Origin of the sequence: Pseudomonas sp. B16120, from assembly GCF_044218845.1 — a bacterium.
Taxonomy (GTDB): Bacteria; Pseudomonadota; Gammaproteobacteria; order Pseudomonadales; family Pseudomonadaceae; genus Aquipseudomonas; species Aquipseudomonas paracarnis.
Genome location: NZ_CP162588.1, coordinates 3,523,836 through 3,544,018 on the forward strand (window position 1 = coordinate 3,523,836; position 20,183 = coordinate 3,544,018).

A 20,183-nucleotide genomic window follows, 5' to 3' on the forward strand; every position below is an offset into this window, starting at 1 on the left:
TAGCCATAGGTATCTACACAACTCTGAAGCGATCGACGGTAACCACGATGCTAAGCGAGCCGCTCTTGATCTTGATCTGGCTTTTGATCTGAAGCGCCCCGTCAAACCATGCTGGCCGAACGCAGGCTTGAAGTCGTGGGCAACCCGGCAGGACGCCGGGTTAGCCGCCCCGCGCCATGGATGGCGCGTGGCGGCGGCCCACGACTTCAAGCCTGCGTTCGGGCACACCGAGCCTAGGCGAGGTGCCGAGTGGTGGGGCGAAGGCCTTTTGGTTACTTTTGGGCCTTTCCAAAAGTGACCCGCTGTATGAGCGGAACCATAGGTGGCCGTTACCGCAGGAACGGATATGTACGCGGTCAGATCCAACATCCTGGTCGGCTGTAAGGCCGCCATCGCAGGCAAGCCAGCTCCCACATTTGGATTGCGGCGCGTCAGTTAGATCAGCGTCGGCTGTCAGTCCGTCACGGGAGCAAGCGCCCTCGCCACAGGTCAGCACCGGCCCAAGTTGTGTAGATCCCTATGCTGCGATAGCGGTAAGCCAACCCATGATGTGCTGACTGTAAGATTGCTATCGCAGGCAAGCCAGCTCCCACAGGGTTTTGTGGCGGCTGTTAGACGACGAACCTGGCCACCATCCCATTCAAATCCACCGCCAACCTCGACAGCTCATGGCTGGCCGCGCTGGTCTGGTTGGCGCCCGCCGCCGACTGGGTGGCCAAGTCACGGATGTTGACCAGGTTGCGGTCCACCTCGCGGGAGACCTGGGCCTGTTCTTCCGACGCGCTGGCAATCACCAGGTTGCGTTCGTTGATCAGGCTGATAGACGCCGTGATCTGCTCCAGTGAGGCGCCGGCTGCGCGTGCCATTTCCAGGGTGGTCTGGCTGCGCTGGTTGCTCTGTTGCATGGACTGCACCGCCTCACCGGTACCGTTCTGGATGCCGGCGACCATTTTCTCGATTTCCTGGGTCGACTGCGCGGTGCGATGGGCCAGGGCGCGCACTTCATCGGCGACCACCGCAAAGCCACGTCCGGCCTCGCCGGCACGGGCGGCTTCAATCGCCGCGTTGAGCGCCAGCAGGTTGGTTTGCTCGGCAATCGCACGGATCACATCCAGCACCTTGCCGATATCCCGGCCCTGAGCGGCCAGGCCTTCAATCATCGCGGAGGTATTCTGTACGTCCTGGGTCATGGTCTGGATCGCGCCGACGGTTTCCATTACCCGATCACGGCCTTCCCGCGCGGCCTGGTTGGACTGCCCGGACGCCTCGGAGGTGGAAACCGCGTTACGCGCCACCTCCTCCACTGCCGCCGTCATCTCATTGACGGCCGTGGCGGCCTGGTCAATTTCATTGTTCTGCTGTTGCAGGCCACGGGAGGCTTCCTCGGTGACCGCGCTCAACTCTTCCGCCGCCGAAGCGAGCTGCGTGGCCGAACCGGCGATGTGCTGGATGGTCTGGCGCAGGCTGGCTTGCATGGTCGACAGCGCACTGAGCAACCGTGCCGGTTCGTCCTTGCCATCGTCCTCGATGGTTTTGCTCAGGTTGCCGGCGGCAATGGTTTCAGCCACTTCCACAGCCTTGCGCAACGGGGTCACGATACTGCGGGTCAGCAACCAGGCCAGCAGCACGGTGAGCAATGCCGCCACCACGGAGACTGCCACCACACCGGTGATCGCGCCTTCGTAGCTTTGCCCGGCATCCTCGTCGGCCTGCTTGGCGTCGGCCGCATTGATGGCAATCAGCTTGTTCAGTTGCTCGCCCATCTGGTCAGTGCCGTCCTTGATACGGCTGTTGATCAGGGCGCGCATCTCATCGACCTTGCCCTGTTTGGACAATGCCACCATCTCGGCCTGGGCCTTGAGGTAATTGTCCAGGGTCACGCCAAAGGTCTTGTACAGCGCTGCCTCCTCCGGGCCGGCAGGCAGCGTGGCGTATTTGGCCTGGGCGGTCTTGACCTTGTCAGCCAACACACCGATGCGGGTCTCGGCTTCCTGCAAGGCGGCAGGCTCGCGGTTGACCAGCACACGAAACGACAGAATGCGCATGCGCAGCACGTTTTCGGTGATGGTGCCCAGGTGGGTCATGCTGGGCAGTTGGTTGGCGCTCATGTCCTGGGAGGATTGGCGCATTTGCGTCATGCGGTTGACCGCAAACACGCCCAGCAGCACCACCAGAACCGCAATGAAGGCAAAACCGATAAACGCGCGAGGGGCAATATTCAGGTGACGGAGGGACATAGGGCTGCTCTCAGAAGTAGTGTTTGCGAGCGTCCTTGCCGCGAAACGATCCGTCAGCGTCAACGCGCTGCCCAGACCTTGGTCACCACTGTTGTCGTTGTAGTGTGGGCCTATGCTTGATATCGGCTGGGCCACGGCTTTAGCGCAGGGTTTTTATAAATATTTTTTTACACTTCAGGCGCCTGGCACTTTCTGGCATCCTGCGCCTCCATTTTCTGACCCGAGCCATCATTTTGTCTGACGCTCAAGCCCCCCGCCCGCGCTATAAATCCGACCTCATGTACGGCCTCGAAGATCGCCCGCACTTCACCGCCGCGATTTTTGCCGCGTTGCAGCATGTGTTGGCGAGTTTTGTCGGAATCATCACGCCCACCCTGATCGTCGGCGGCGTACTCGGGCTGGAAAGCGAAGTGCCGTACCTGGTGAGCATGGCGCTGTTTGTCTCGGGGCTCGGCACCTTTGTGCAGGCGCGCACCTTCGGGCCAGTGGGTTCGGGGCTGTTGTGCCTGCAAGGCACCAGTTTTTCTTTTATCAGTGTGATTTTGAGCGCCGGGTTTATGGTCAAGGCCCGGGGCGGCGGCACCGATGAGATCCTCTCGACGATCTTTGGCATCTGCTTTTTCGCGGCGTTTATCGAAGTGGTGCTCAGCCAATTCATCGGCAAACTGCGCAAACTGATCACCCCGGTGGTCACCGGCACCATCATTACCTTGATGGGCTTGTCGCTGATCAAGGTGGCGGTCACCGACATGGCCGGCGGCTATGGTGCCAGCGACCTCGGCGCCGCAGGCAACATGGGCCTGGCGGCGTTGGTGCTGCTGACCATCGTGGTGCTCAACCGCTTCAACAACCCGTTCCTGCGCCTGGGTTCGATCGTGATCGGTTTGACCCTGGGCTTTGTAGTAGCGTGGCTGCTGGGCCGCGTCGACATGGCCGCCCTACCCCAGGTGCCGCTGATCAGCGTGCCGGTGCCGTTCAAATATGGTTTCTCGTTCGACTGGGTGGCGTTTATCCCGGTGGCGGTGATCTTCCTGATTTCGCCCCTGGAAGCCGCCGGTGACCTGACCGCCAACTCGATGATTTCCCAGCAACCGGTCAAGGGCCCGCTGTACATCAAGCGCATCAAGTCCGGCCTGCTGGCCGACGGTCTCAACTCGGCGATGGCCGCCACCTTCAACAGCCTGCCGATGGTGACCTTTGCCCAGAACAACGGCGTGATCCAATTGACCGGCGTAGCCAGCCGCTACGTGGCGTACTTCATTGCTGGCCTGCTGGTGCTGCTGGGGCTGTTTCCGATGATCGGCGCGGTACTGCAACTGATGCCCAAGCCCGTATTGGGTGGCGCGACTCTGATCATGTTCGGCACCGTGGCCGTGGCCGGCATCAAGATCCTCGCTGAAGCGGGCCTGCATCGACGTAATGTGCTGATCGTGGCGATTTCCCTAGGCATGGGCCTGGGCGTCGCCGCCGTGCCGGAAGTGCTGCGCGAGCTGCCCAAGGCGCTGCACAACATCTTCGAATCGCCGATCACCGTGGGCGCATTCTGTGCAATCCTGCTGAACATTTTCCTGCCCGAAGAGTTCATAGAGCTGGAAGAAGATGAATTCGAGCCGGAGTCCTCTACCCTCAAGGTCATGCAGGACCCGGACGTTACCCCAAAGTAGGAGCATTTCTTTATGCGCAAGCTCATGGTTGTATCGCTGTTGCTGCTGACCTTGAGCGCCTGCGCACTGTTCCCCAACCGCGACCCGGTGAACATCAATGTGGTGGGCATCGAGCCGCTGCAAAGCCAGGACCTGGAAGTGCGCTTTGCGGTGAAGCTGCGGGTGCAAAACCCCAATGAAGCGGCAATCGACTACAACGGCGTGGCGCTGGATCTGGAGGTCAATGGCCGGCCACTCGCTTCTGGCGTCAGCGATCAGGCTGGGAGCATCCCACGCTTTTCTGAAACCGTACTGATGGTGCCGGTCAGCGTTTCGGCGTTTTCGGTGTTGCGCCAGACCCTGGGCCTTAGCCAGACCCAAAGCCTGAACAACCTGCCCTACGTGCTGCGCGGCAAATTGGCGGGTGGCCTGTTTGGCACCATGCGTTTTGTGGAGCGTGGCACCCTGGACTTACCGAACACTGCCACCTGGTAAGTGGCTGAAAACCACATGTGGGAGCTGACTTGCCTGCTCCCACAGGTTGATTGCGTTCAGTCAGTGATATAGCGAACGCCTGGCTTGGCGCGCTCGTCGACCACCAATTCAAAAATATCCGGCCTGGCGTAATGCCCCACTACGTCGTAGTCGTAGCGGGCCCGCACCAACTGATCAGTATCGATCTGCGCCGTCAACAAACCCGCTTCGCCCACCAACGGCCCCGCCAGAATATCGCCCATGGGTCCAACGATCACGCTGCCGCCGGCAATCAACGGACGGTCCACCGGCCAGTTGGCAACCTCCACACCCAAGGCTTCAGGCGATGCCTGCACCTGGCAGGCGCTGACCACAAAGCAACGCCCTTCATGGGCAATATGGCGCATGCTCACCTGCCACATGTCGCGCTCGTCCACGGTGGGTGCACACCACACCTGGACGCCCTTGGCGTACATCGCGGTGCGCAGCAACGGCATCATGTTTTCCCAGCACACCGCGCCGCCGATACGCCCAACCGCGGTGTCAATCACCGGCAGGGTCGAGCCGTCGCCCTTGCCCCAGATCAGCCGCTCGGTGCCGGTCGGCATCAGCTTGCGATGCTTGGCCACCAGGCCGCCCGAGGGTTCGAAATACAACACGCTGCAATACAGCGTACTGCCACTGCGTTCAATCACGCCCAGCACCAGGCTGGCACCGGTACGCGCCGACATCCCGGCCAGCGCCTCGGTTTCTGGCCCCGGCACGTCAATGGCATTGGCAAAATACCGTGCAAAGGCTTCCCGGCCCTCGGGCAGGCGATAACCCAATTGCGTGCCAAAGCTTTCGCCCTTGGGATAGCCGCCCAGCAACGCCTCGGGCATGACCACCAAGTGCGCGCCACTGCGCTGGATTTGATCCTCATAGGCCAGGATCTGCGCCAGGGTGTCAGCCTTGCCGCCAGGCAAGGCGCCGATTTGCAGGGCTGCGACAGTCGATACGGGCATCAGGCTTACTCCGATAGATAGGGGTTGCCCATTCTCTGGCCAGACTCGATCATGAATAAAGCCCACCTCAGTGCTAAATGATATGAGCCAAATGAATATCGCCCAGGTTGACCTCAACCTGCTCAAAACCTTCGAAGCCCTGCACGACGAGTCCAGTGCCAGCCGTGCGGCGCTGCGACTGGGTGTGACGCAGTCGGCGATCAGCGCGGGCCTACGGCGCTTGCGTGAGCTGTACGGCGACCCTTTGTTCGTGCGCACCGGACGCGGCCTGGCGCCCACATTGCGAGCCAATCAGTTGAAACCGGTGATCAGTGAGGCATTGGATCGCTGCCGCCAGAGCCTGGCGATGATCAGCCCGCAAAACTCGCACTACGAGGGCCGCTCGGTGGTGCTGGGGCTGTCGGATGACTTCGAGATTGCTTATGGCCGAAGCCTGATGGAGGCCATCGCACTGCGCCTGCCCAAACTACGGGTGATCTTTCGCCAGACCTACAGCCAGATCGTCGCCGCCGCCCTGCTCGACCGCACGCTGGACCTGGCCATTACCGCCGGCGGTTTTACCGAGCGCAGGCTGAGCCGACAGGTGCTGGGGGAAGGTGACTATCGTTGCCTGGTAGACCCCCATAGCCTGGCGCCGGGCCAGGAGGCTATCGACCTGCAGGGGTTTGTCACACGGGAACATGTATTGGTGTCGTCAGGCGGGTTTATCGGCATTACCGATGAAGGTTTGGCCGCCCAAGGGCTGCGCCGCCACGTGTGCGCGTCCACCAGCCACTTTGCCGCGCTGCCGTATCTGCTCCAAGGCAGCACCGCCGTGGCAACCATTCCCGGGCATGCAGCCCACGCCATTGCGCAAATGACCGGCCTGCGCGTGCTGCCCTGCCCGCTGGCGCTACCGCATTACCCGGTGGAGTTGGGCTGGCGCACCCAGGCTCAGTTGGACCCGCTGTTGCTCAAGGTACGCGAAGCGATTGTGGCGTGCTTTACTTCGCCGCCGCCATCAGCTTGTTGACTTCACTGCGCACCATGTTGGAAAACTCCGGCGGCGACATGCCGTCGAGTTCGGCACGCACCCATTCGGCCCACTTGCCCTTGCGCTTGGCGCGCTCACCGAACAAGCGCGCGGCTTCGCCCTTGGCCTTGCCCAGGTTGGTTTGCCACAGGTCGTAGAGGCGCGACTTTTCATCTTCCAGCTCGGCGCGTTCGGCGAGGGTCTTGTTGGCGAGATTGAAGCTCATGTTGAATTACCTGCTGCACAAATAGGTGACATCTTACACTGTAGGCCCAAAGTTCCCGATCCGGATTTTGCCTCGGATGAGCGCATGGGGAAAAAAACTGCAACTTTTGCCTCCCCCCGATACTCCATTGTTCACTGCCACATCCACCTGCAAGGAGTCACTCAATGGCCCGCAAAACCGCCGCCCAAGCTGTCGAAGATCAAATCAAGGACCAAGCGTTCAGCGAACTGAGCGCGTTGATCGAAGAGTCGGACAAACTGCTCAAAAGCAGCGCATCCCTGGTGGGCGAGGAAGGTGAAACCCTGCGCGAGCAGGTTGCCATCAAACTCAAGCAAGCCCTGGAATCGGTGTCCAATGTGCGTGAACGCAGCAAGCCGGTCGTGGATGCCACCGAGACTTACATCGGCGGGCACCCATGGCAGACCGTGGCCATTTCCGCAGGCTTTGGCCTGGTGGTCGGCCTGTTGCTGGGTCGCCGTAACTGATCCATTCAGGCTGCGCCCCCCGCGCAGCCTGTTTCACCCCGCCGCCAACGCCCTCAACTCGCGCAACGCCTGCGCGTCCAGTTCGATCCCGGTTTCCTGCGACTTCGCCCGCGTACGATGGCGTCGGTCCCCCGGCAATCGACGCAACCCCGCCGCATGCATCTGCCGCACCAGCTCCTGGCTGCGTTGGGCGAAGCTTTGCCCAGCGGTTTTACTCGGGTCGATCACGATCAGAAGCTGGCCTGTCCACGGCGTGCGCGCGCCTGGGTGGTCCGTCCAATCGAATTCAAAAGAGAAGTTGCCGCCCGTCAACGCTGCCGCCAGCAACTCCACCATCATCGACAGTGCCGAACCCTTGTGCCCGCCAAATGGCAACAGTGCGCCGCCTTCCAGAATGGCTTTAGGGTCCTGGGTCGGCTGCCCGAGGCTATCGACGCCCATGCCCGGTGGCAACCGCTCGCCTTTGCGCGCGGCGATTTGCACGTCGCCATGGGCGATGGCGCTGGTGGCCAGGTCAAACACAATCGGCGCACCGTCGGCCCGGGGCGCCGCAAACGCGATGGGGTTGGTGCCGAACAACGGACGATCCGCGCCGTGGGGCACCACGCAGGTCATGCTGTTGACCACGCTGAGTGCCACCAGCCCCTCCTCGGCAAACGGCTCGACGTCCGGCCACAGGGCAGCAAAGTGATGGGAGTTATGGATTGCCAGCAACGCGATGCCGGCGCTGCGTGCCTTCTCCACCAGCAACGGGCGCGCCGCCGCCAGGGCCGGCTGCGCAAAACCATTGCCCGCATCGACGCGCACAAAGCCTGAGGCCACATCGGTCACGCTGGGGACGGCGGTGCCGTTGACCCATCCACTGGCCAGCGTCGAAAGGTAACCGGGGATGCGAAAAATACCGTGACTGTGGGCACCGTCACGCTCGGCACTTGCGCAGTTGTGCGCAAGAATCGCAGCAACCTGCGCCGATGTGCCGTGCCGAACGAACACCTGATGAAGTAACTCCTCCAGTTCAGCGAAGCGGATCGAGGCACAAGCGGTGGCAACTGTCGGGGACTGCGCAGACATTTGAAGCTCCGTTTTTATGATTGGAAGGGGCAACGAATGGGACATCCAGACCCTCGATTAAACACCACGCACGCTCTGCGTTGTCAACGTGCGCAGCGCTGAATATTTACCGCCTTGCACCACGGACGCCTGCCTACCCTGTGCTTTTCCTGGCACGCCGGAGACAGGCTGTGGTTCGCTTAACGCCCCCGTATTTCTTCCCTGAGTTTCTCAAACCCCAAGGCAAAGCCTCGCCCACCGTTCGTGAACGTACGCTGGGGCTCACCGCCAAAGACCTTGATTGGCTGTACAACCTTTACCTGGCTACCGACGAGTCTCGGCAGGACACAAGCCGGCATGATCACCCCATGCGTGTTGAAAAGGTCCTGATCAACATTTCCGGCAAGCCCCCCATTCCCCTTGCCGGCGCGTTCGCGATCAGCCCGACACCCGACGCCGCCAAGGCATTGCTCTACACCCCGGATAACGGCATACAGGTCTATGACAGCCACGCTGCCCTGCTGAGCGAATTGATCGAGCAATTGGAAGACCCACTGCAGAGCGCCCCTTTGCTGAGCTACCTGTCGATGGACCAACGCAATGCGCTGGGCGCTGACACGCCCATGGTGTTGACCACTCAGCTCATCGAGGGTGAAGTCATGCCGGAGCAAGCCCGCATGCTCCAGGCCTGCCAGCTGGATAACGTCAAGGCCATGCTCGACCACCTGCAAAAAACCCCGACCTTGCCTGACATGCTCGACACGCTGCTGAGCGTCATGGCCCGCCCCCATTTCAAACACCTGGATCAACGGGACACACGGGTCAATGTCTTAACCCGCGAAGCTGAGCAAGCAACGCCACGTTGGGTCAACTCGCAGACCTTGAGCGAAGCGCTGCTGCAATTTTATGTGCGCCACAGGTGGCCCAAAGGGCAGACACGCGAATACTCGAACCCAAAACATGACACCACTGGTTTCACTGCCTCCGAACGGGAAGAAGATCACCGGCGTTGGGAGGCCTTGATCGAACAAAGCTCCAGTACTTTCTCGAAGCTGTTGGAAAGCCTGTTGCAGACCTACTGGAATGAAGATATCGACAGCGGCACCTCGCGCGTGGATTTTTTTGCTCAAGGCGTGGCGCAGAAGTTTCGCCTCGATGTGTTGCTCAAGCGCCAGGGCGAGATTATTACCGCCGAGGAAAGCCACGCACTTCAGGCCCTGTTCCTCAGCGACCAAAGCGCCCGCAGCGCCCATGCCGAAAACCTCAGCGTGGAAAAGGTGCGCCTTTATGCCCCTCATCAACATTACGTTGAACCAGCGAGCACCTTGATGATCACCGAGCACCACGCGTACCTCTACACCCAATCGCGCGGGTTACAGGTGCTGGAAAACCTCGACGACCTCAAAGACCGGTTACTGAGCATGCTCAAGGCCGAAGGCTACGAGGACGAATGGCTCAACTTCCTCTCATTGGATGAGCGCGACACGCTGCTCGGCCTGGACCCGATCACCATCGCGGCAAGGCCGATACCCGGCAATGTGTTCGTGACCTTGGTACAAGACATTGCGCGCAAGCAAACGGACAACCTTAACCACGCCCTGGAAATCTACCGGCGCAGCGATGGCCAAGTGGACCTCACAGCCCTGCTCGACAGTGCCCTGGACGTACGTGCCTTGCTGGACAATCAACTGGCCACACTAGAGACCAACGGGCGCTGGACGTTGCATCCGGTCACCCGTGGTAATGGCCGCCCTACGACCGTCAAGGCCGAGCGCGCCCGGCTGCAGCTTCAGAACCTGCGGGCGATTGAGCGTGCGCTGGCGATGGAGCGCGCGCACCACCCGACCTTACGTAGCATCGTCGCTGACACGCTCAACGCTGAACTGCAACTGCAGCAACAGTCAGTCAAAGCCGAAGAGGTGTTTATCAATACCTACGCCACGCGTGCCCAGGAGCGTGAAGAGCGTGCGCCAGTGCAGTCATTGAGCATGCTTGAGCACTTCATTGAACGTCTGGCCCAAGAGGCGCCTGCGGTGCCCTTCTCGTCCAGGACGAAGTTCTATACGCGGGGCGAAGGCAATGTCTTCGTGCAATTGCCAAGCATGACGCTCAAGACGTTCAACACCGTCATCGAGCGCGTCCTGCTGCTGTTTTCCAAGCACGCCATGCGCCAGCAACCCCATGAGTTTCTGGTCAAGACTCACGCCAAACACGCCCACTCGATGCTGGTGGGGTTACGCAGCGAAGCCGAGCTGAGGTCGCTGGATAAAACCCTGGCGCCCACAAGCCAGGCCATTCTCGACACGCTACTTCAGCCCGACAGTCTGTCGCGCTTGACACGCCATGGCCTTAACGGATTTTTGCCGGATGCCTATGGGTTGACGTTGGACTTGAACGCCGTCGATACGCCACAACCGCTGGCCAATACGTTCGTGATTACTGAGCGCGGCGGTATCGACCCGCAGCGCTCGGGCCAGGCGCTGCTCTGGACCCCGCGCCTGGGCTACGAAGTCTTTGCCTCGATCAACGCCCTGCGCGATGAAATCACCCAGCGCCTGGCGCACCCGATCAACAGCTTGAGCCTGCTGGAAAATCTGCCGTTCAGCTTGCGCGAGCCCCATCAGGCATTTCGCCAGGGCCCGCTGCAACGTATTGATCAGGACCTGTTGAATGACCGAGTAGACAGCTACAACGACGCGGTCATGGAAGGCGTGGATCACCTGCAATCCATGGGCCTGCGCGCCCGTGCCTTGCAGGATCGGTTGGACGCCGTCATCGAACAGCCTCCGCCCACCAACCTTGGCAGGGCAATCACACTGGCCGATGCCATGGTCAACCAGCAGGCACTGCCGGTGTGGCTGGGTATGGCGCCGGCCCAGGACCAAATCCACCAGGCTGAACTTCTGGAGCAGTACTGCAACAACGCCGACGAGGAACATGACTACCTGCATGACATCCAACCCCTGCGTGCTTATGCCTTCACCACGCTGATGACGCTGCTTGAGGCGCGCTTTCCCGGCCAGGCGCTCAACCCCGATCACATCCTGATCCCCACCGATGCAGTGCTCGATGTGAATGTCGACAACCTGACCGACTTTGCGTTGCGGCACTGGCCAAATCTGACGGTTCAACACATCCGCCCACGTTCACGCACGGCAAAGCCATTACCGCAAGCCCTGGACGCAAGTGCCGTAATACAAATGGTGCGACAGCTGGATCTCAAAAGCGCTTATCAGCAACAGGTGCGAAGCCACCTTGAGGCGCAAACCGATGATGCACGCCAACGCAGGCGTCTGTTTTGCCGTCAGTTGCCGTGGCAAGCGCTGCAACACGCCGACGAGCAACGGTTGCAGGAGCGGCTTTCCACCCGAGCCTTGAGCCTGGTCCAGCAGATTTTCGATATGCCGGACACCGTGGCCCGAGCTTCACTCAGCGGGACCACGGCGATGATTCGACCGCTGGAACTGATCGCCACCGAAGGCGCCAGTACCGCCAAGGTGCTGGGTGTGTACCTGATCGGCCCGCAGTTTCCTGGCGAGGGTCCATGGGTGCTCTACGCGCCGTACAGCGAACAGCATGTGTTCAAGGAATACGCGGATGAAACGGCCTTGCTGGATGAGATACAAAGGCCCGGCATCCTGCAGGACTGGGTGCTTATGCACCTGGAAGATCCGCACCAGGCCACTTACCGCCATTTGCTGAAAAACAACCAGCATAGCCCGTCCGATATCCGCCTGGCCGCTTCGGCAGTGACGGGCAATGTGCTGCATTACCTGTTCAGCGAGAACACATTGATGTTGCTCAAGGTACTGGGCAGCCAATTCGAAGAAGGCACCAAGACCTTGTGGGATCATGCGACCCGCTTGTTCGGCACGCAAATCCCGACGGCGGTGCAGTTCATGGCCGGCAAACTCGCCTACCCGCTGGTGGTATGGCGTAGCTACACCTTGTTCAAGCGCTCGGCCGAAGCCTTGCAGCTACACCAGTGGCAGGCTGCATTCAAGGATTTCGTCAGGGGCGTGGCGCAAATGGCCGCCCTGCGCAGTGCGCTGGACGGCACCGCCCTTGCCCCACCCACTGAAAAGGAGCGCTCGCTGGCCGAGCTGACAGATGAGTCACTGCCCGCAGCCACCACCCTCGCCACCTGGCATGTCACCTGCCCTTCGCGCACCCGGCTGCAACCGTTCGAGGCACAGGACGTGGCGTTGCAAGACCTGAAAAAGAGCACGCTCAGCCAGGTGTATGAAGACCAGAAAAACGCGAAATACTACGTGCCGCTGGCCGGCAAGGTGTATAGCGTCAAGAAAGCCGCACAACATTGGCGCCTCGCCAACGACGAGCAGGTGGGGCCGTACATCGGCCGTAATGCGCAGGGCATATGGGTACTGAAGCTGGACGGCCAGGAGCCGCGCTTCGGCAGGGCCCAGTCGTACCTCAAGACGTGGCGCAATGAGGTACGGGACATCAACATTGAAGCGGTCGGTATCCGCGATATTGGCGCGTTGACCTATTGGAAAGCCCAGGCCATCACCGAAGCGTTGAACTTTGCGACTTATTACGCGCTGAACTGCCGCCGCAACGTTGCGCAATTTGCTGTACAACGCGACCCTGACAGCCGGGTTGGGCGATTTTTAGGGGAAATGTTTGGTGTCGTCACACTGACCCCGGACCAGGTCTTGAGAGTCACAAAAATAATCGACGAGATCATCGATGAACTCACCGACCCCAGCTTGACCGGTCCGAACTCCATGCGTTTTGTCGCGGGCACCAGCCGACAGGACCCGGCGTCGGATTATGCATTCATGATTCCCGCTGACACAGAACGCAAGCTGTATCTTCTGAGCCGATTCTTCGACCCTAATCTGGACGTCTACCAGAACCGTCTGCTGGAGAATGTGGCGTTCAACATATCGACGCACGCCAGGGCCAGCACGCTGATTCACGAATTATCGCACTTGAAGCTCGACACCGTGGACATTGCCTACCTGGACAGCATGCGACCCTTCCCAGACTTGATCAATATCGAAAGGCCCGGCGCCGAAGTGCTTAAAACCACCCTGGAGGATCTGCGCAGCACCGCGTTATCGACGATGACGCCTGCAACGATGCTGTTCAAGACTCAAGACACCCTCACCGAACTGTGGGAAGACTTCAAACCAGGTTCTGCAATTGAAAAGAAAATTTTCAAGGCCACCGGTGCCAAGACCTTGCAGGACGCGAGGATCATTTTCATGTCAGTCCCTGATAAACGGATTGACACCATTCTGGCCAACGCCGACTCGGTGACGTACCTGATCACCCATCTTGGCCGCCAGGTGGAGCCGGGCGCCTGAACGGCCCCCGGCGAGTGCATCAGTCTTTCTGGTCACGCAGCACGTTACCGGAAGCGCCATCGATGCGCGCCTCATACACGATGCCATCGGACTTGCGACCTTTGACTTCCCAATAGCCATTGTCATCCGCTTCAGCGGCGTAGACCTCAATGTAGCCGGCCTTGGTTTTCGCCACCTCGATGGCTTTCTCAATGGTGATCCAGCCTGCACCCGGCTTGTCGGCCATGGCGGCGCCAGCGCTCAACAGCGCGGAAGTAGCACACAGGGCGATCAAGGTTTTCTTCAACATTTTCGTACTCCATAGTGGACGACAGGTTAATTCCTGAATTTTTAGGCGCACACAAACAAGAATAAGTTCCAATTGATGTGCAATCGCCATGATGCGGTTCTCGCCGTCCACCTTGGGAGGTTAGAATGTGGGAAATCAGGATGAGTTAATGAGCGAAAAGCCCCTTTCAGAAACCGAATATGACGCCATCACCGACGCCGCCGCGCATTGGTGCATGCGCCTGCATGCTGCAGATTGCACGGCGGGCGAACGTCAGGCTTTTACCCAGTGGCACGATGCCCATCCGCTGCACGCCTTCGAATATGCAGCCATGCTCGAGATCTGGGACGTGGCCGACCACCTGCCCCGCGACAAGCCTGAGGCGGTGGTGGTCCCAATCAAGAAGCCAGCCAGCCGCTTGCGCACCTACGCGGTGGCCGCAGCGGTGTGCCTGGCGGCATTGCCGCTTGCCGCCTTCACCGGCTGGGAAGCGGGCTGGTTGCCCAGCTCCTATGAACGGTTCGAAGCAGCCAATGGCTTGAAAAAAGTCACCCTGGGCGATGGCAGCCAAGTGGAGTTGAACCTGGGCACCGAGTTGGTCTACAGCCATTACAAGGACCAGCGCCGTGTCACCCTGAAAAAGGGCGAAGCGTTCTTCAACGTCACGCACGACAGCCACCACCCGTTTATCGTGCGGGCCGGCGAAGGCCAGGTGCGAGTGACCGGCACGCAATTCAATGTCTGGGAATATGAAAATCAGGTGCGGGTGATGTTACTGGAGGGCTCGGTGCAGATCTCCAGCGACGGCGAGCATGCCAGTGTGCCGCTTAGCCCAGGCATGCAAGCCAGTTTCCATCAGGGTGACGCGACCCCGCAGGTCGCCGCTATCAATCCCGATGACACCGCGCTGGCATGGCGCCAGGGCAAGCTGGTGCTCGACAACCTGACCCTCACGGACGCCTTGCCCCTGATCAACCGCTACCTGAAAAAGCCGGTGATGCTCGCAGACGCCAGTACCGGCGCGATTCGCGTCGGCGGTATCTACAACATCAATGAGGTCAACAACCTCGTGCCCTCCCTGCCCAAGGTGTTGCCGGTGTACCTGACCCAAAACCAGGACGGCAACCCCGTGCTCAACTCCATTCCCCGTAAAGCCCCCAAGGGCTGAGCCCGCTCGCACGAAGCGGGACGTTTGGGCCGCAGGTGTCCATTTTTGAAACACCTCCCTCACCTGCATCGCCCGCCGTATGCGGATTCATGGTTCTGTCACAGGCAGTGTTACATGGCTGAGACAGCGTGAGATGAGCATGGGCCTATCTCACGCCTTTGAGACTGTTTCAACCCTGAAACAGGGTTGCCATCACTTTGCCTCGACTTTCTCCCAACCCCTTGAATAACCACATCTAATAAAAAGCGGCACGCCTTCTGCTCTTTCCCTGACAACGCTGTTTAGGGTCAGCGTTAAGAATAAGGACTGCCGCCGTGAACACACTCACACACGCCTCGTCGATAAACGTACTGCTGATCAGTTGCGTGCTCAGTGCAGGTGTCAGCCTGACGAGCCAGGCGGGTGACGGTGTGATCGTGACCGGGCGTACGGTGCAGGGCCACATGTACGGGCGCACCTCGCTGCCCGACCCCTACCCCAACACCGCCAATGCCAACCCCAGCAAAGAGATCAACAACGCTTTGACCGGCGAACTCAGCGACAGGGATATCGGCGGCATCAGCAGTGGCTCCAGCCTCGCCCGCTCCCTGCAGCCCAACGGCAGCCTGTCAGGCCTGGGCGCCACCCAAAACAGCATGTCGACACTCGGCGCTGGCGCAGCGGCAGGCCATGGTGCGGGCAGCGGCAGCAGCATGGGCGGGCAGATCAGCGACTCGATCCAGCGTGGCATGGCGCCGCTCAACAACCTCGGCAGCATGATGGGGGGCAAGTGATGAAGCGCGCCCTGTTGGTGCTTGCCCTGCTGGGCAGCGCCTCGGCCATGGCCGACAACACCGCCGTGATCAACCACAGCGGCCAGCAATACGACGGCGTGCTGTCGATCAACCAGGCCGCCGGCACGGGGCAACAAATGTCCAACAGCCGCGCCATCGCGCTCGGTGGCCAGGCCACCAACGTCGACATCCAGCGTGTCGACGGCAAGGTCGACCCGTCCCTGAACGCCAAGGCCGCGATCCAGGGCAACTCATTCAGCAGTGGCAACGGCGTACTGGGCATCAACCAGTCTGCCGGGGCTAATAACCAATCCATCAACGCTGTGCGGATCAGCCTCAACCCTGGCCCGCAGAGCATCGATGACAGCGTCCTGTTGCAACAGAACACGACGACGCTGGCAACCGACTCAGGGCTCACCCCCACCACTGGCAGCCGCCAGGTCGTGACCAGCGACCAGGCCTTCACCGGCAGCCGAGGAGTGACACAGGTGAACCAGAGTGCCGGGGTGGGGAACCGAGTGGCTAACACCCTGGGCATCACTATCAAGTAACCGCTTGGTAGACGTTCGTTAGACCGTACCAACACTTAACCAACTAATTAGAAGCAAGGAGAAACACCATGAAACCTCAAATGGCTCTGAAACCAATGGTTTTCGCTCTCGCCGCACTCATGGCTGCTGCTGCTCAAGCGGGTGGCTGGCATCCAACCCCACAACCCACCGGTACTGTGGCCGCTGTGGTCACTGACGTACAGAAAAGCGAACACAACAAATTCGACGACACCAACACCGAGAACAACGCATCAGCCGACAACTCGGTAAATAGCAACAGCGGTAATGTCGGGGTCAACGCACAATCAGGTTCCGGCAACCAGGCTGACAACGCCGGCGCCATTTCCAGTGCCAAAGGCGACTTCGCCACCGTGTTTGCCGTGATCGATGTCGACCAAGGCAGCTCGCATAACAACTTCGTCAACAAAGGCACGCAAAACAACGCCTCCCTGGACGGTTCCATCACCGGCAACTCCGGCAACGTGGGTTACAACGGCCAGGCCGGCCAGGGGAACCAGGGTAAAAACAACCTGGCCATCACCACCGCTGACGGCAAGAACATCGCAGCAGCGTCCAACACCGAGCAGAACTCGCTCAACAACAGCTACCTGAACACGGCCGCCAGCAGCCATGGTTATGGCAAGCCTCAATACGTGTCCAACAACGCAAGCCTCGACAACTCGGTTAACCGCAACTCCGGCAACGTAGGTGTCAACCTGCAATCGGGTGCGGGCAACCAAGGCAGCAACAGCCTGTCGATCGGCCAAGGTTGCAGCGTCTGCGCCAGCGGCGTGCGCTTCTGATCCAACGGGGCCTTGGCGACAAGGCCCTTTTTTATTCCAGTGTCCAACAGGTCATTCGATCATGCGTATCGCGACCCTCACCCTCCTGATGTTACTCACCGGCACGACCTGGGCAGGCACCATGGCGATTTCCGCCATGCCCGGCGGTGCGGTGATTTTCAAGAAGGTCGAGAGCATTCGCGAGCGCCGGTTCGCCAACCTGGTGGAACAGAAAACCGACTTCAGCTGCGGTGCCGCAGCACTCGCCACCATCCTGCGCCAGGCCTATTGGCTGGACGTCGACGAAGCACACATCATCAAAGGCATGCTGGTCACCGCCGACCAGGACCTGGTGCGAACCCAGGGCTTTTCCATGCTGGACATGAAGCGCTACCTCGAGAGCATCGGCATGCGTGCCCGGGGCTACAAGATCGCGCCTGAGACCCTGCTGACCGTGAAAATCCCCGTGGTGGTGCTGCTGGAAATTCGCGGCTACAAGCACTTCGTGGTGTTGCAACGGGCCGACAAGGACTGGGTGTACATCGGCGACCCCGTATTGGGCCACAAGCGCTATTCCCGTGACGATTTCGTCAAAGGCTGGAATGGCATTGTCTTCGCCGTACTGGGTGAGGGTTACGACAAGGCCAACGTCTTGCTCGACCCGCCCCTGCCGCTGACCGCCAAGAGCCAGATGAATGAGTTCAGGCCTGTGGGCGATGCCGAGCTGATGGATTTCGGTTTTATCCAGAGCGACTTCTTCTAGAAGCGCAATAAGGGGCAGGACGCCCCAGGAGCAGCAGATGAACACTTCCCGTTGGCTGACGGTCTTGTGTCTGGCCGCCTCAATGCCTGCTTATGCGTCCTCGGGGTTCAAGCCCATCGAACTCAAGGACGCCGAAATGGCCGAGCTGCGCGGCCGTTATGTGATGCCGGGACGCATCATCAGCTTTGGCATTGTCATGAGCAGCACCTGGACCAATGCCGAAGGTAGCAACATCACCGGCACGGCCAACATGCAGATCGACAAGACCACCATTACCCCACAGTTCTACGTGCAAACCACCGGCTCGACCGGTACCGGCACGCGCCCCAACACGGGCACCGGCAATGTGGTCGGTGGTGCCGGCCTCGGCAGCGGCCAGGGCGTGACTCAAAGTGTACGCACCGCCGGCGATGGCAACGCCGCCTACAACAATGTGGGCATCAACGTCGAAAATGGGGTCACCCCCGCCAATAACCTGCAGTCCGGCCAGGTGCTGGTGGCGGGCGGCACAGTGACCGGGGACAGCGCCGCGGGCCGTGTCAGCGTATCGGCCAACAGTGGCGGCGTGCAGATGGCCATCCAGGCCAATCACAACCAGGGCAACAGCCTGCAGCAGATCGGCGCGGGGAACGTGCTGCAGGGCACGGTATTGACCGGCGATAGCAACCTTGTCAGAAACATCACCCAGATCAACGTGGTGATGAACAATAACGGGCTGAACAACGCCGCGTTGAACTGCAACCTGGATCAACTCAAAGGCCTACGCACGCTCGGTTATTGAACTACGCTGACCCTCGACACTTACGCATTAGAAAAGGACGGCTTATTTCATGCATCGATCGTTATCGCTACGTGCGGTGGTTTGTTTGAGTACGCTCTTGCCCGCATCCGTGCTGTATGCCGCGCCAGACGCTGACATCGAAACCCTGAAGAAGGAACTGCTGGAACTCAAGCAACGCTACGACGTGCAGCAAAAAGCCTTGGCCGTGCTGGAGCAACGTGTGCGCCAGGTCGAGGACCAACCGGCAACGCCCGCCCCCAGGCGCCTGGCCAAATCACCGGCCGACTTCAAGAACGGCGCTAACACTGTCGCGGCTAGCGGTACGGGCGCAGCCGCGGCATCCGGTGGCGCTGGCGGGGGTGGCAGCTCCTACGGCCAGGCCCTCAAGGAGGACTCGGCCCCTGCGCAAAGTGTGAGCAACCTGTACAACGAGGCCAGCGGCTTTTTCGGCAATGGCAAGTTCAGCGTGGAAACCGGCATCACCTATGCCCGTTATGACGCGCGCCAGTTGACGCTCAATGGTTTCCTGGCGCTGGACTCGATTTTCCTGGGCAACATCAACCTGGACCGGATCAAGTCCGACAGCTGGACCCTGGACCTCACCGGGCGCTACAACGTCGACAACCGCTGGCAGTTCGACCTGAACGTACCGGTGGTGTACCGCGAGTCCACCTACCAGTCGGGCGGCGCCGGCAACGACGCCACGGCCACCTCCGAAGGTTCCGTGACCCGTGACCCGACCATCGGCGATGTCAACTTTGGCGTGGCCTACAAGTTCCTCGACGAAACCCCGACCTTGCCCGATGCGGTGGTGTCGGTGCGCGTCAAGGCCCCGACGGGCAAAGAGCCCTTCGGCATCAAACTGGTCAAGCAACCTAACAACGATAACCTCTACGTGCCCGAAAGCCTGCCCACGGGTAACGGGGTCTGGTCGGTCACGCCGGGCATCTCCCTGGTCAAGACCTTCGACCCGGCCGTGCTGTTCGGTTCGTTGTCGTACACCCACAACTTTGAAGATTCTTTCGATGACATCAGCAGCGAAGTCAATCAGAAGGTAGGAGGCAAGGTACGCCTGGGCGACAGCTTCCAATTCGGGGTCGGCGTCGCCTTTGCCTTGAACGAGAAGATGAGCATGTCGTTCTCGGTTTCCGACCTGGTGCAGCGCAAGAGCAAGCTCAAGCCCGATGGCGGCGACTGGCAATCAGTGGTGTCCAGCGATGCCAACGCCGGCTATTTCAACGTGGGCATGACGATTGCCGCCTCGGATAACCTGACCATCGTGCCGAACCTGGCGATTGGGATGACCGATGATGCGCCGGACTTTACGTTCAGCCTGAAATTCCCGTATTACTTCTGATTGGTTTGCCTGCGGGCGGTGTGTCAGTTACTGCATCTGTGACTGCACTCCCGCTTTCGCAGGCAAGCCAGCTCCCACATGGGCCCTGTATTGCCCACAGAATCAGCGCCTGACACAAATCCCCTGTGGGAGCGGGCTTGCCCGCGAAGGCGGAGTGTCAGTCACTGCATCTGTGACTGCACTACCGCTTTCGCAGGCAAGCCAGCTCCCACATTGGCCCTGTATTGCCCACAGAATCAGCGCCTGAAGCAAATCCCCTGTGGAGCGGGCTTGCCC

Annotated in this window: 17 protein-coding genes; 12 read left to right on the forward strand and 5 right to left on the reverse strand. The window is 60.3% G+C overall.

The window, feature by feature from the left end:
- Positions 1-611 precede the first annotated feature (611 nt).
- Positions 612-2,237, reverse strand: a complete 1,626-nt coding sequence (locus tag AB4P90_RS16350; protein ID WP_014718728.1) for a methyl-accepting chemotaxis protein — start codon at positions 2,235-2,237, stop codon at positions 612-614.
- A 233-nt stretch (positions 2,238-2,470) separates the two neighbouring features.
- On the opposite strand from AB4P90_RS16350, the gene AB4P90_RS16355 reads away from it, so the two are divergent.
- A complete protein-coding gene (locus tag AB4P90_RS16355; protein WP_003190912.1) occupies positions 2,471-3,901 on the forward strand; it encodes a nucleobase:cation symporter-2 family protein in 1,431 nt (476 codons plus the stop codon).
- A 12-nt stretch (positions 3,902-3,913) separates the two neighbouring features.
- Positions 3,914-4,375, forward strand: a complete 462-nt coding sequence (locus AB4P90_RS16360; RefSeq protein ID WP_014718730.1) for an LEA type 2 family protein — start codon at positions 3,914-3,916, stop codon at positions 4,373-4,375.
- Between the two features lie 56 nt (positions 4,376-4,431).
- Here the strand turns inward: AB4P90_RS16360 and AB4P90_RS16365 are convergent, their stop codons facing one another.
- Entirely contained in the window at positions 4,432-5,358 is a 927-nt protein-coding gene (locus AB4P90_RS16365) for a carbon-nitrogen hydrolase family protein (RefSeq protein WP_019817808.1), read from the reverse strand.
- A 91-nt stretch (positions 5,359-5,449) separates the two neighbouring features.
- Between AB4P90_RS16365 and AB4P90_RS16370 the strand changes: the two genes are divergently transcribed.
- Positions 5,450-6,370 (forward strand): LysR family transcriptional regulator, encoded by a 921-nt coding sequence (locus tag AB4P90_RS16370; RefSeq protein WP_395605147.1) that lies wholly within the window; start codon positions 5,450-5,452, stop codon positions 6,368-6,370.
- On the opposite strand, the gene AB4P90_RS16375 is transcribed toward AB4P90_RS16370, so the two are convergent.
- On the reverse strand, positions 6,342-6,596 hold the full coding sequence (locus tag AB4P90_RS16375) for a hypothetical protein (RefSeq protein ID WP_003190904.1): 255 nt from the start codon (positions 6,594-6,596) through the stop codon (positions 6,342-6,344). The genes AB4P90_RS16370 and AB4P90_RS16375 overlap by 29 nt on opposite strands.
- Before the next feature lie 164 nt (positions 6,597-6,760).
- Between AB4P90_RS16375 and AB4P90_RS16380 the strand changes: the two genes are divergently transcribed.
- Entirely contained in the window at positions 6,761-7,081 is a 321-nt protein-coding gene (locus AB4P90_RS16380; RefSeq protein WP_019817806.1) for a YqjD family protein, read from the forward strand.
- A gap of 33 nt (positions 7,082-7,114) precedes the next feature.
- Here AB4P90_RS16380 and AB4P90_RS16385 read toward each other — a convergent pair whose 3' ends face one another.
- Complete coding sequence (locus tag AB4P90_RS16385) at positions 7,115-8,152, reverse strand: Ldh family oxidoreductase (protein ID WP_020301093.1); 1,038 nt, start codon at positions 8,150-8,152, stop codon at positions 7,115-7,117.
- Positions 8,153-8,322: 170 nt separating this feature from the next.
- On the opposite strand from AB4P90_RS16385, the gene AB4P90_RS16390 reads away from it, so the two are divergent.
- The gene (locus AB4P90_RS16390; protein WP_395605148.1) at positions 8,323-13,464 is read left to right on the forward strand and encodes a dermonecrotic toxin domain-containing protein; all 5,142 of its coding nucleotides are present in this window, start codon (positions 8,323-8,325) and stop codon (positions 13,462-13,464) included.
- A gap of 19 nt (positions 13,465-13,483) precedes the next feature.
- Here the strand turns inward: AB4P90_RS16390 and AB4P90_RS16395 are convergent, their stop codons facing one another.
- The gene (locus tag AB4P90_RS16395; RefSeq protein ID WP_014718736.1) at positions 13,484-13,753 is read right to left on the reverse strand and encodes a PepSY domain-containing protein; all 270 of its coding nucleotides are present in this window, start codon (positions 13,751-13,753) and stop codon (positions 13,484-13,486) included.
- A 148-nt stretch (positions 13,754-13,901) separates the two neighbouring features.
- On the opposite strand from AB4P90_RS16395, the gene AB4P90_RS16400 reads away from it, so the two are divergent.
- The 7 genes from AB4P90_RS16400 to AB4P90_RS16430 all read left to right on the forward strand — a co-directional run bounded on the left by AB4P90_RS16400 (position 13,902) and on the right by AB4P90_RS16430 (position 19,907).
- On the forward strand, positions 13,902-14,900 hold the full coding sequence (locus AB4P90_RS16400; RefSeq protein WP_014718737.1) for a FecR family protein: 999 nt from the start codon (positions 13,902-13,904) through the stop codon (positions 14,898-14,900).
- 314 nt (positions 14,901-15,214) lie between these two features.
- Positions 15,215-15,673: a hypothetical protein gene (locus tag AB4P90_RS16405; protein WP_019817803.1), complete on the forward strand. Its 459-nt coding sequence runs from the start codon at positions 15,215-15,217 to the stop codon at positions 15,671-15,673.
- Positions 15,673-16,224, forward strand: a complete 552-nt coding sequence (locus AB4P90_RS16410) for a hypothetical protein (protein WP_020301092.1) — start codon at positions 15,673-15,675, stop codon at positions 16,222-16,224. The genes AB4P90_RS16405 and AB4P90_RS16410 overlap by 1 nt, the downstream gene beginning before the upstream one ends.
- A 68-nt stretch (positions 16,225-16,292) precedes the next feature.
- Entirely contained in the window at positions 16,293-17,027 is a 735-nt protein-coding gene (locus AB4P90_RS16415; RefSeq protein ID WP_003190893.1) for a hypothetical protein, read from the forward strand.
- A 61-nt stretch (positions 17,028-17,088) separates the two neighbouring features.
- Positions 17,089-17,769: a C39 family peptidase gene (locus AB4P90_RS16420; RefSeq protein WP_020301091.1), complete on the forward strand. Its 681-nt coding sequence runs from the start codon at positions 17,089-17,091 to the stop codon at positions 17,767-17,769.
- A 37-nt stretch (positions 17,770-17,806) separates the two neighbouring features.
- A complete protein-coding gene (locus AB4P90_RS16425) occupies positions 17,807-18,550 on the forward strand; it encodes a hypothetical protein (protein WP_014718741.1) in 744 nt (247 codons plus the stop codon).
- A gap of 49 nt (positions 18,551-18,599) precedes the next feature.
- The gene (locus tag AB4P90_RS16430; RefSeq protein ID WP_032901659.1) at positions 18,600-19,907 is read left to right on the forward strand and encodes a hypothetical protein; all 1,308 of its coding nucleotides are present in this window, start codon (positions 18,600-18,602) and stop codon (positions 19,905-19,907) included.
- Positions 19,908-20,183: the final 276 nt, after the last annotated feature.

What these genes read in the sequence shown, in the direction of transcription:
- AB4P90_RS16395 (WP_014718736.1), bottom strand. Translation starts at nt 13,753, where the DNA reads ATGTTGAAGAAAACCTTGATCGCCCTGTGTGCTACTTCCGCGCTGTTG.
- AB4P90_RS16360 (WP_014718730.1), top strand. Translation starts at nt 3,914, where the DNA reads ATGCGCAAGCTCATGGTTGTATCGCTGTTGCTGCTGACCTTGAGCGCC.
- AB4P90_RS16430 (WP_032901659.1), top strand. Translation starts at nt 18,600, where the DNA reads ATGCATCGATCGTTATCGCTACGTGCGGTGGTTTGTTTGAGTACGCTC.
- AB4P90_RS16365 (WP_019817808.1), bottom strand. Translation starts at nt 5,358, where the DNA reads ATGCCCGTATCGACTGTCGCAGCCCTGCAAATCGGCGCCTTGCCTGGC.
- AB4P90_RS16370 (WP_395605147.1), top strand. Translation starts at nt 5,450, where the DNA reads ATGAATATCGCCCAGGTTGACCTCAACCTGCTCAAAACCTTCGAAGCC.
- AB4P90_RS16375 (WP_003190904.1), bottom strand. Translation starts at nt 6,596, where the DNA reads ATGAGCTTCAATCTCGCCAACAAGACCCTCGCCGAACGCGCCGAGCTG.
- AB4P90_RS16350 (WP_014718728.1), bottom strand. Translation starts at nt 2,237, where the DNA reads ATGTCCCTCCGTCACCTGAATATTGCCCCTCGCGCGTTTATCGGTTTT.
- AB4P90_RS16415 (WP_003190893.1), top strand. Translation starts at nt 16,293, where the DNA reads ATGAAACCTCAAATGGCTCTGAAACCAATGGTTTTCGCTCTCGCCGCA.
- AB4P90_RS16385 (WP_020301093.1), bottom strand. Translation starts at nt 8,152, where the DNA reads ATGTCTGCGCAGTCCCCGACAGTTGCCACCGCTTGTGCCTCGATCCGC.
- AB4P90_RS16425 (WP_014718741.1), top strand. Translation starts at nt 17,807, where the DNA reads ATGAACACTTCCCGTTGGCTGACGGTCTTGTGTCTGGCCGCCTCAATG.
- AB4P90_RS16400 (WP_014718737.1), top strand. Translation starts at nt 13,902, where the DNA reads ATGAGCGAAAAGCCCCTTTCAGAAACCGAATATGACGCCATCACCGAC.
- AB4P90_RS16380 (WP_019817806.1), top strand. Translation starts at nt 6,761, where the DNA reads ATGGCCCGCAAAACCGCCGCCCAAGCTGTCGAAGATCAAATCAAGGAC.
- AB4P90_RS16410 (WP_020301092.1), top strand. Translation starts at nt 15,673, where the DNA reads ATGAAGCGCGCCCTGTTGGTGCTTGCCCTGCTGGGCAGCGCCTCGGCC.
- AB4P90_RS16420 (WP_020301091.1), top strand. Translation starts at nt 17,089, where the DNA reads ATGCGTATCGCGACCCTCACCCTCCTGATGTTACTCACCGGCACGACC.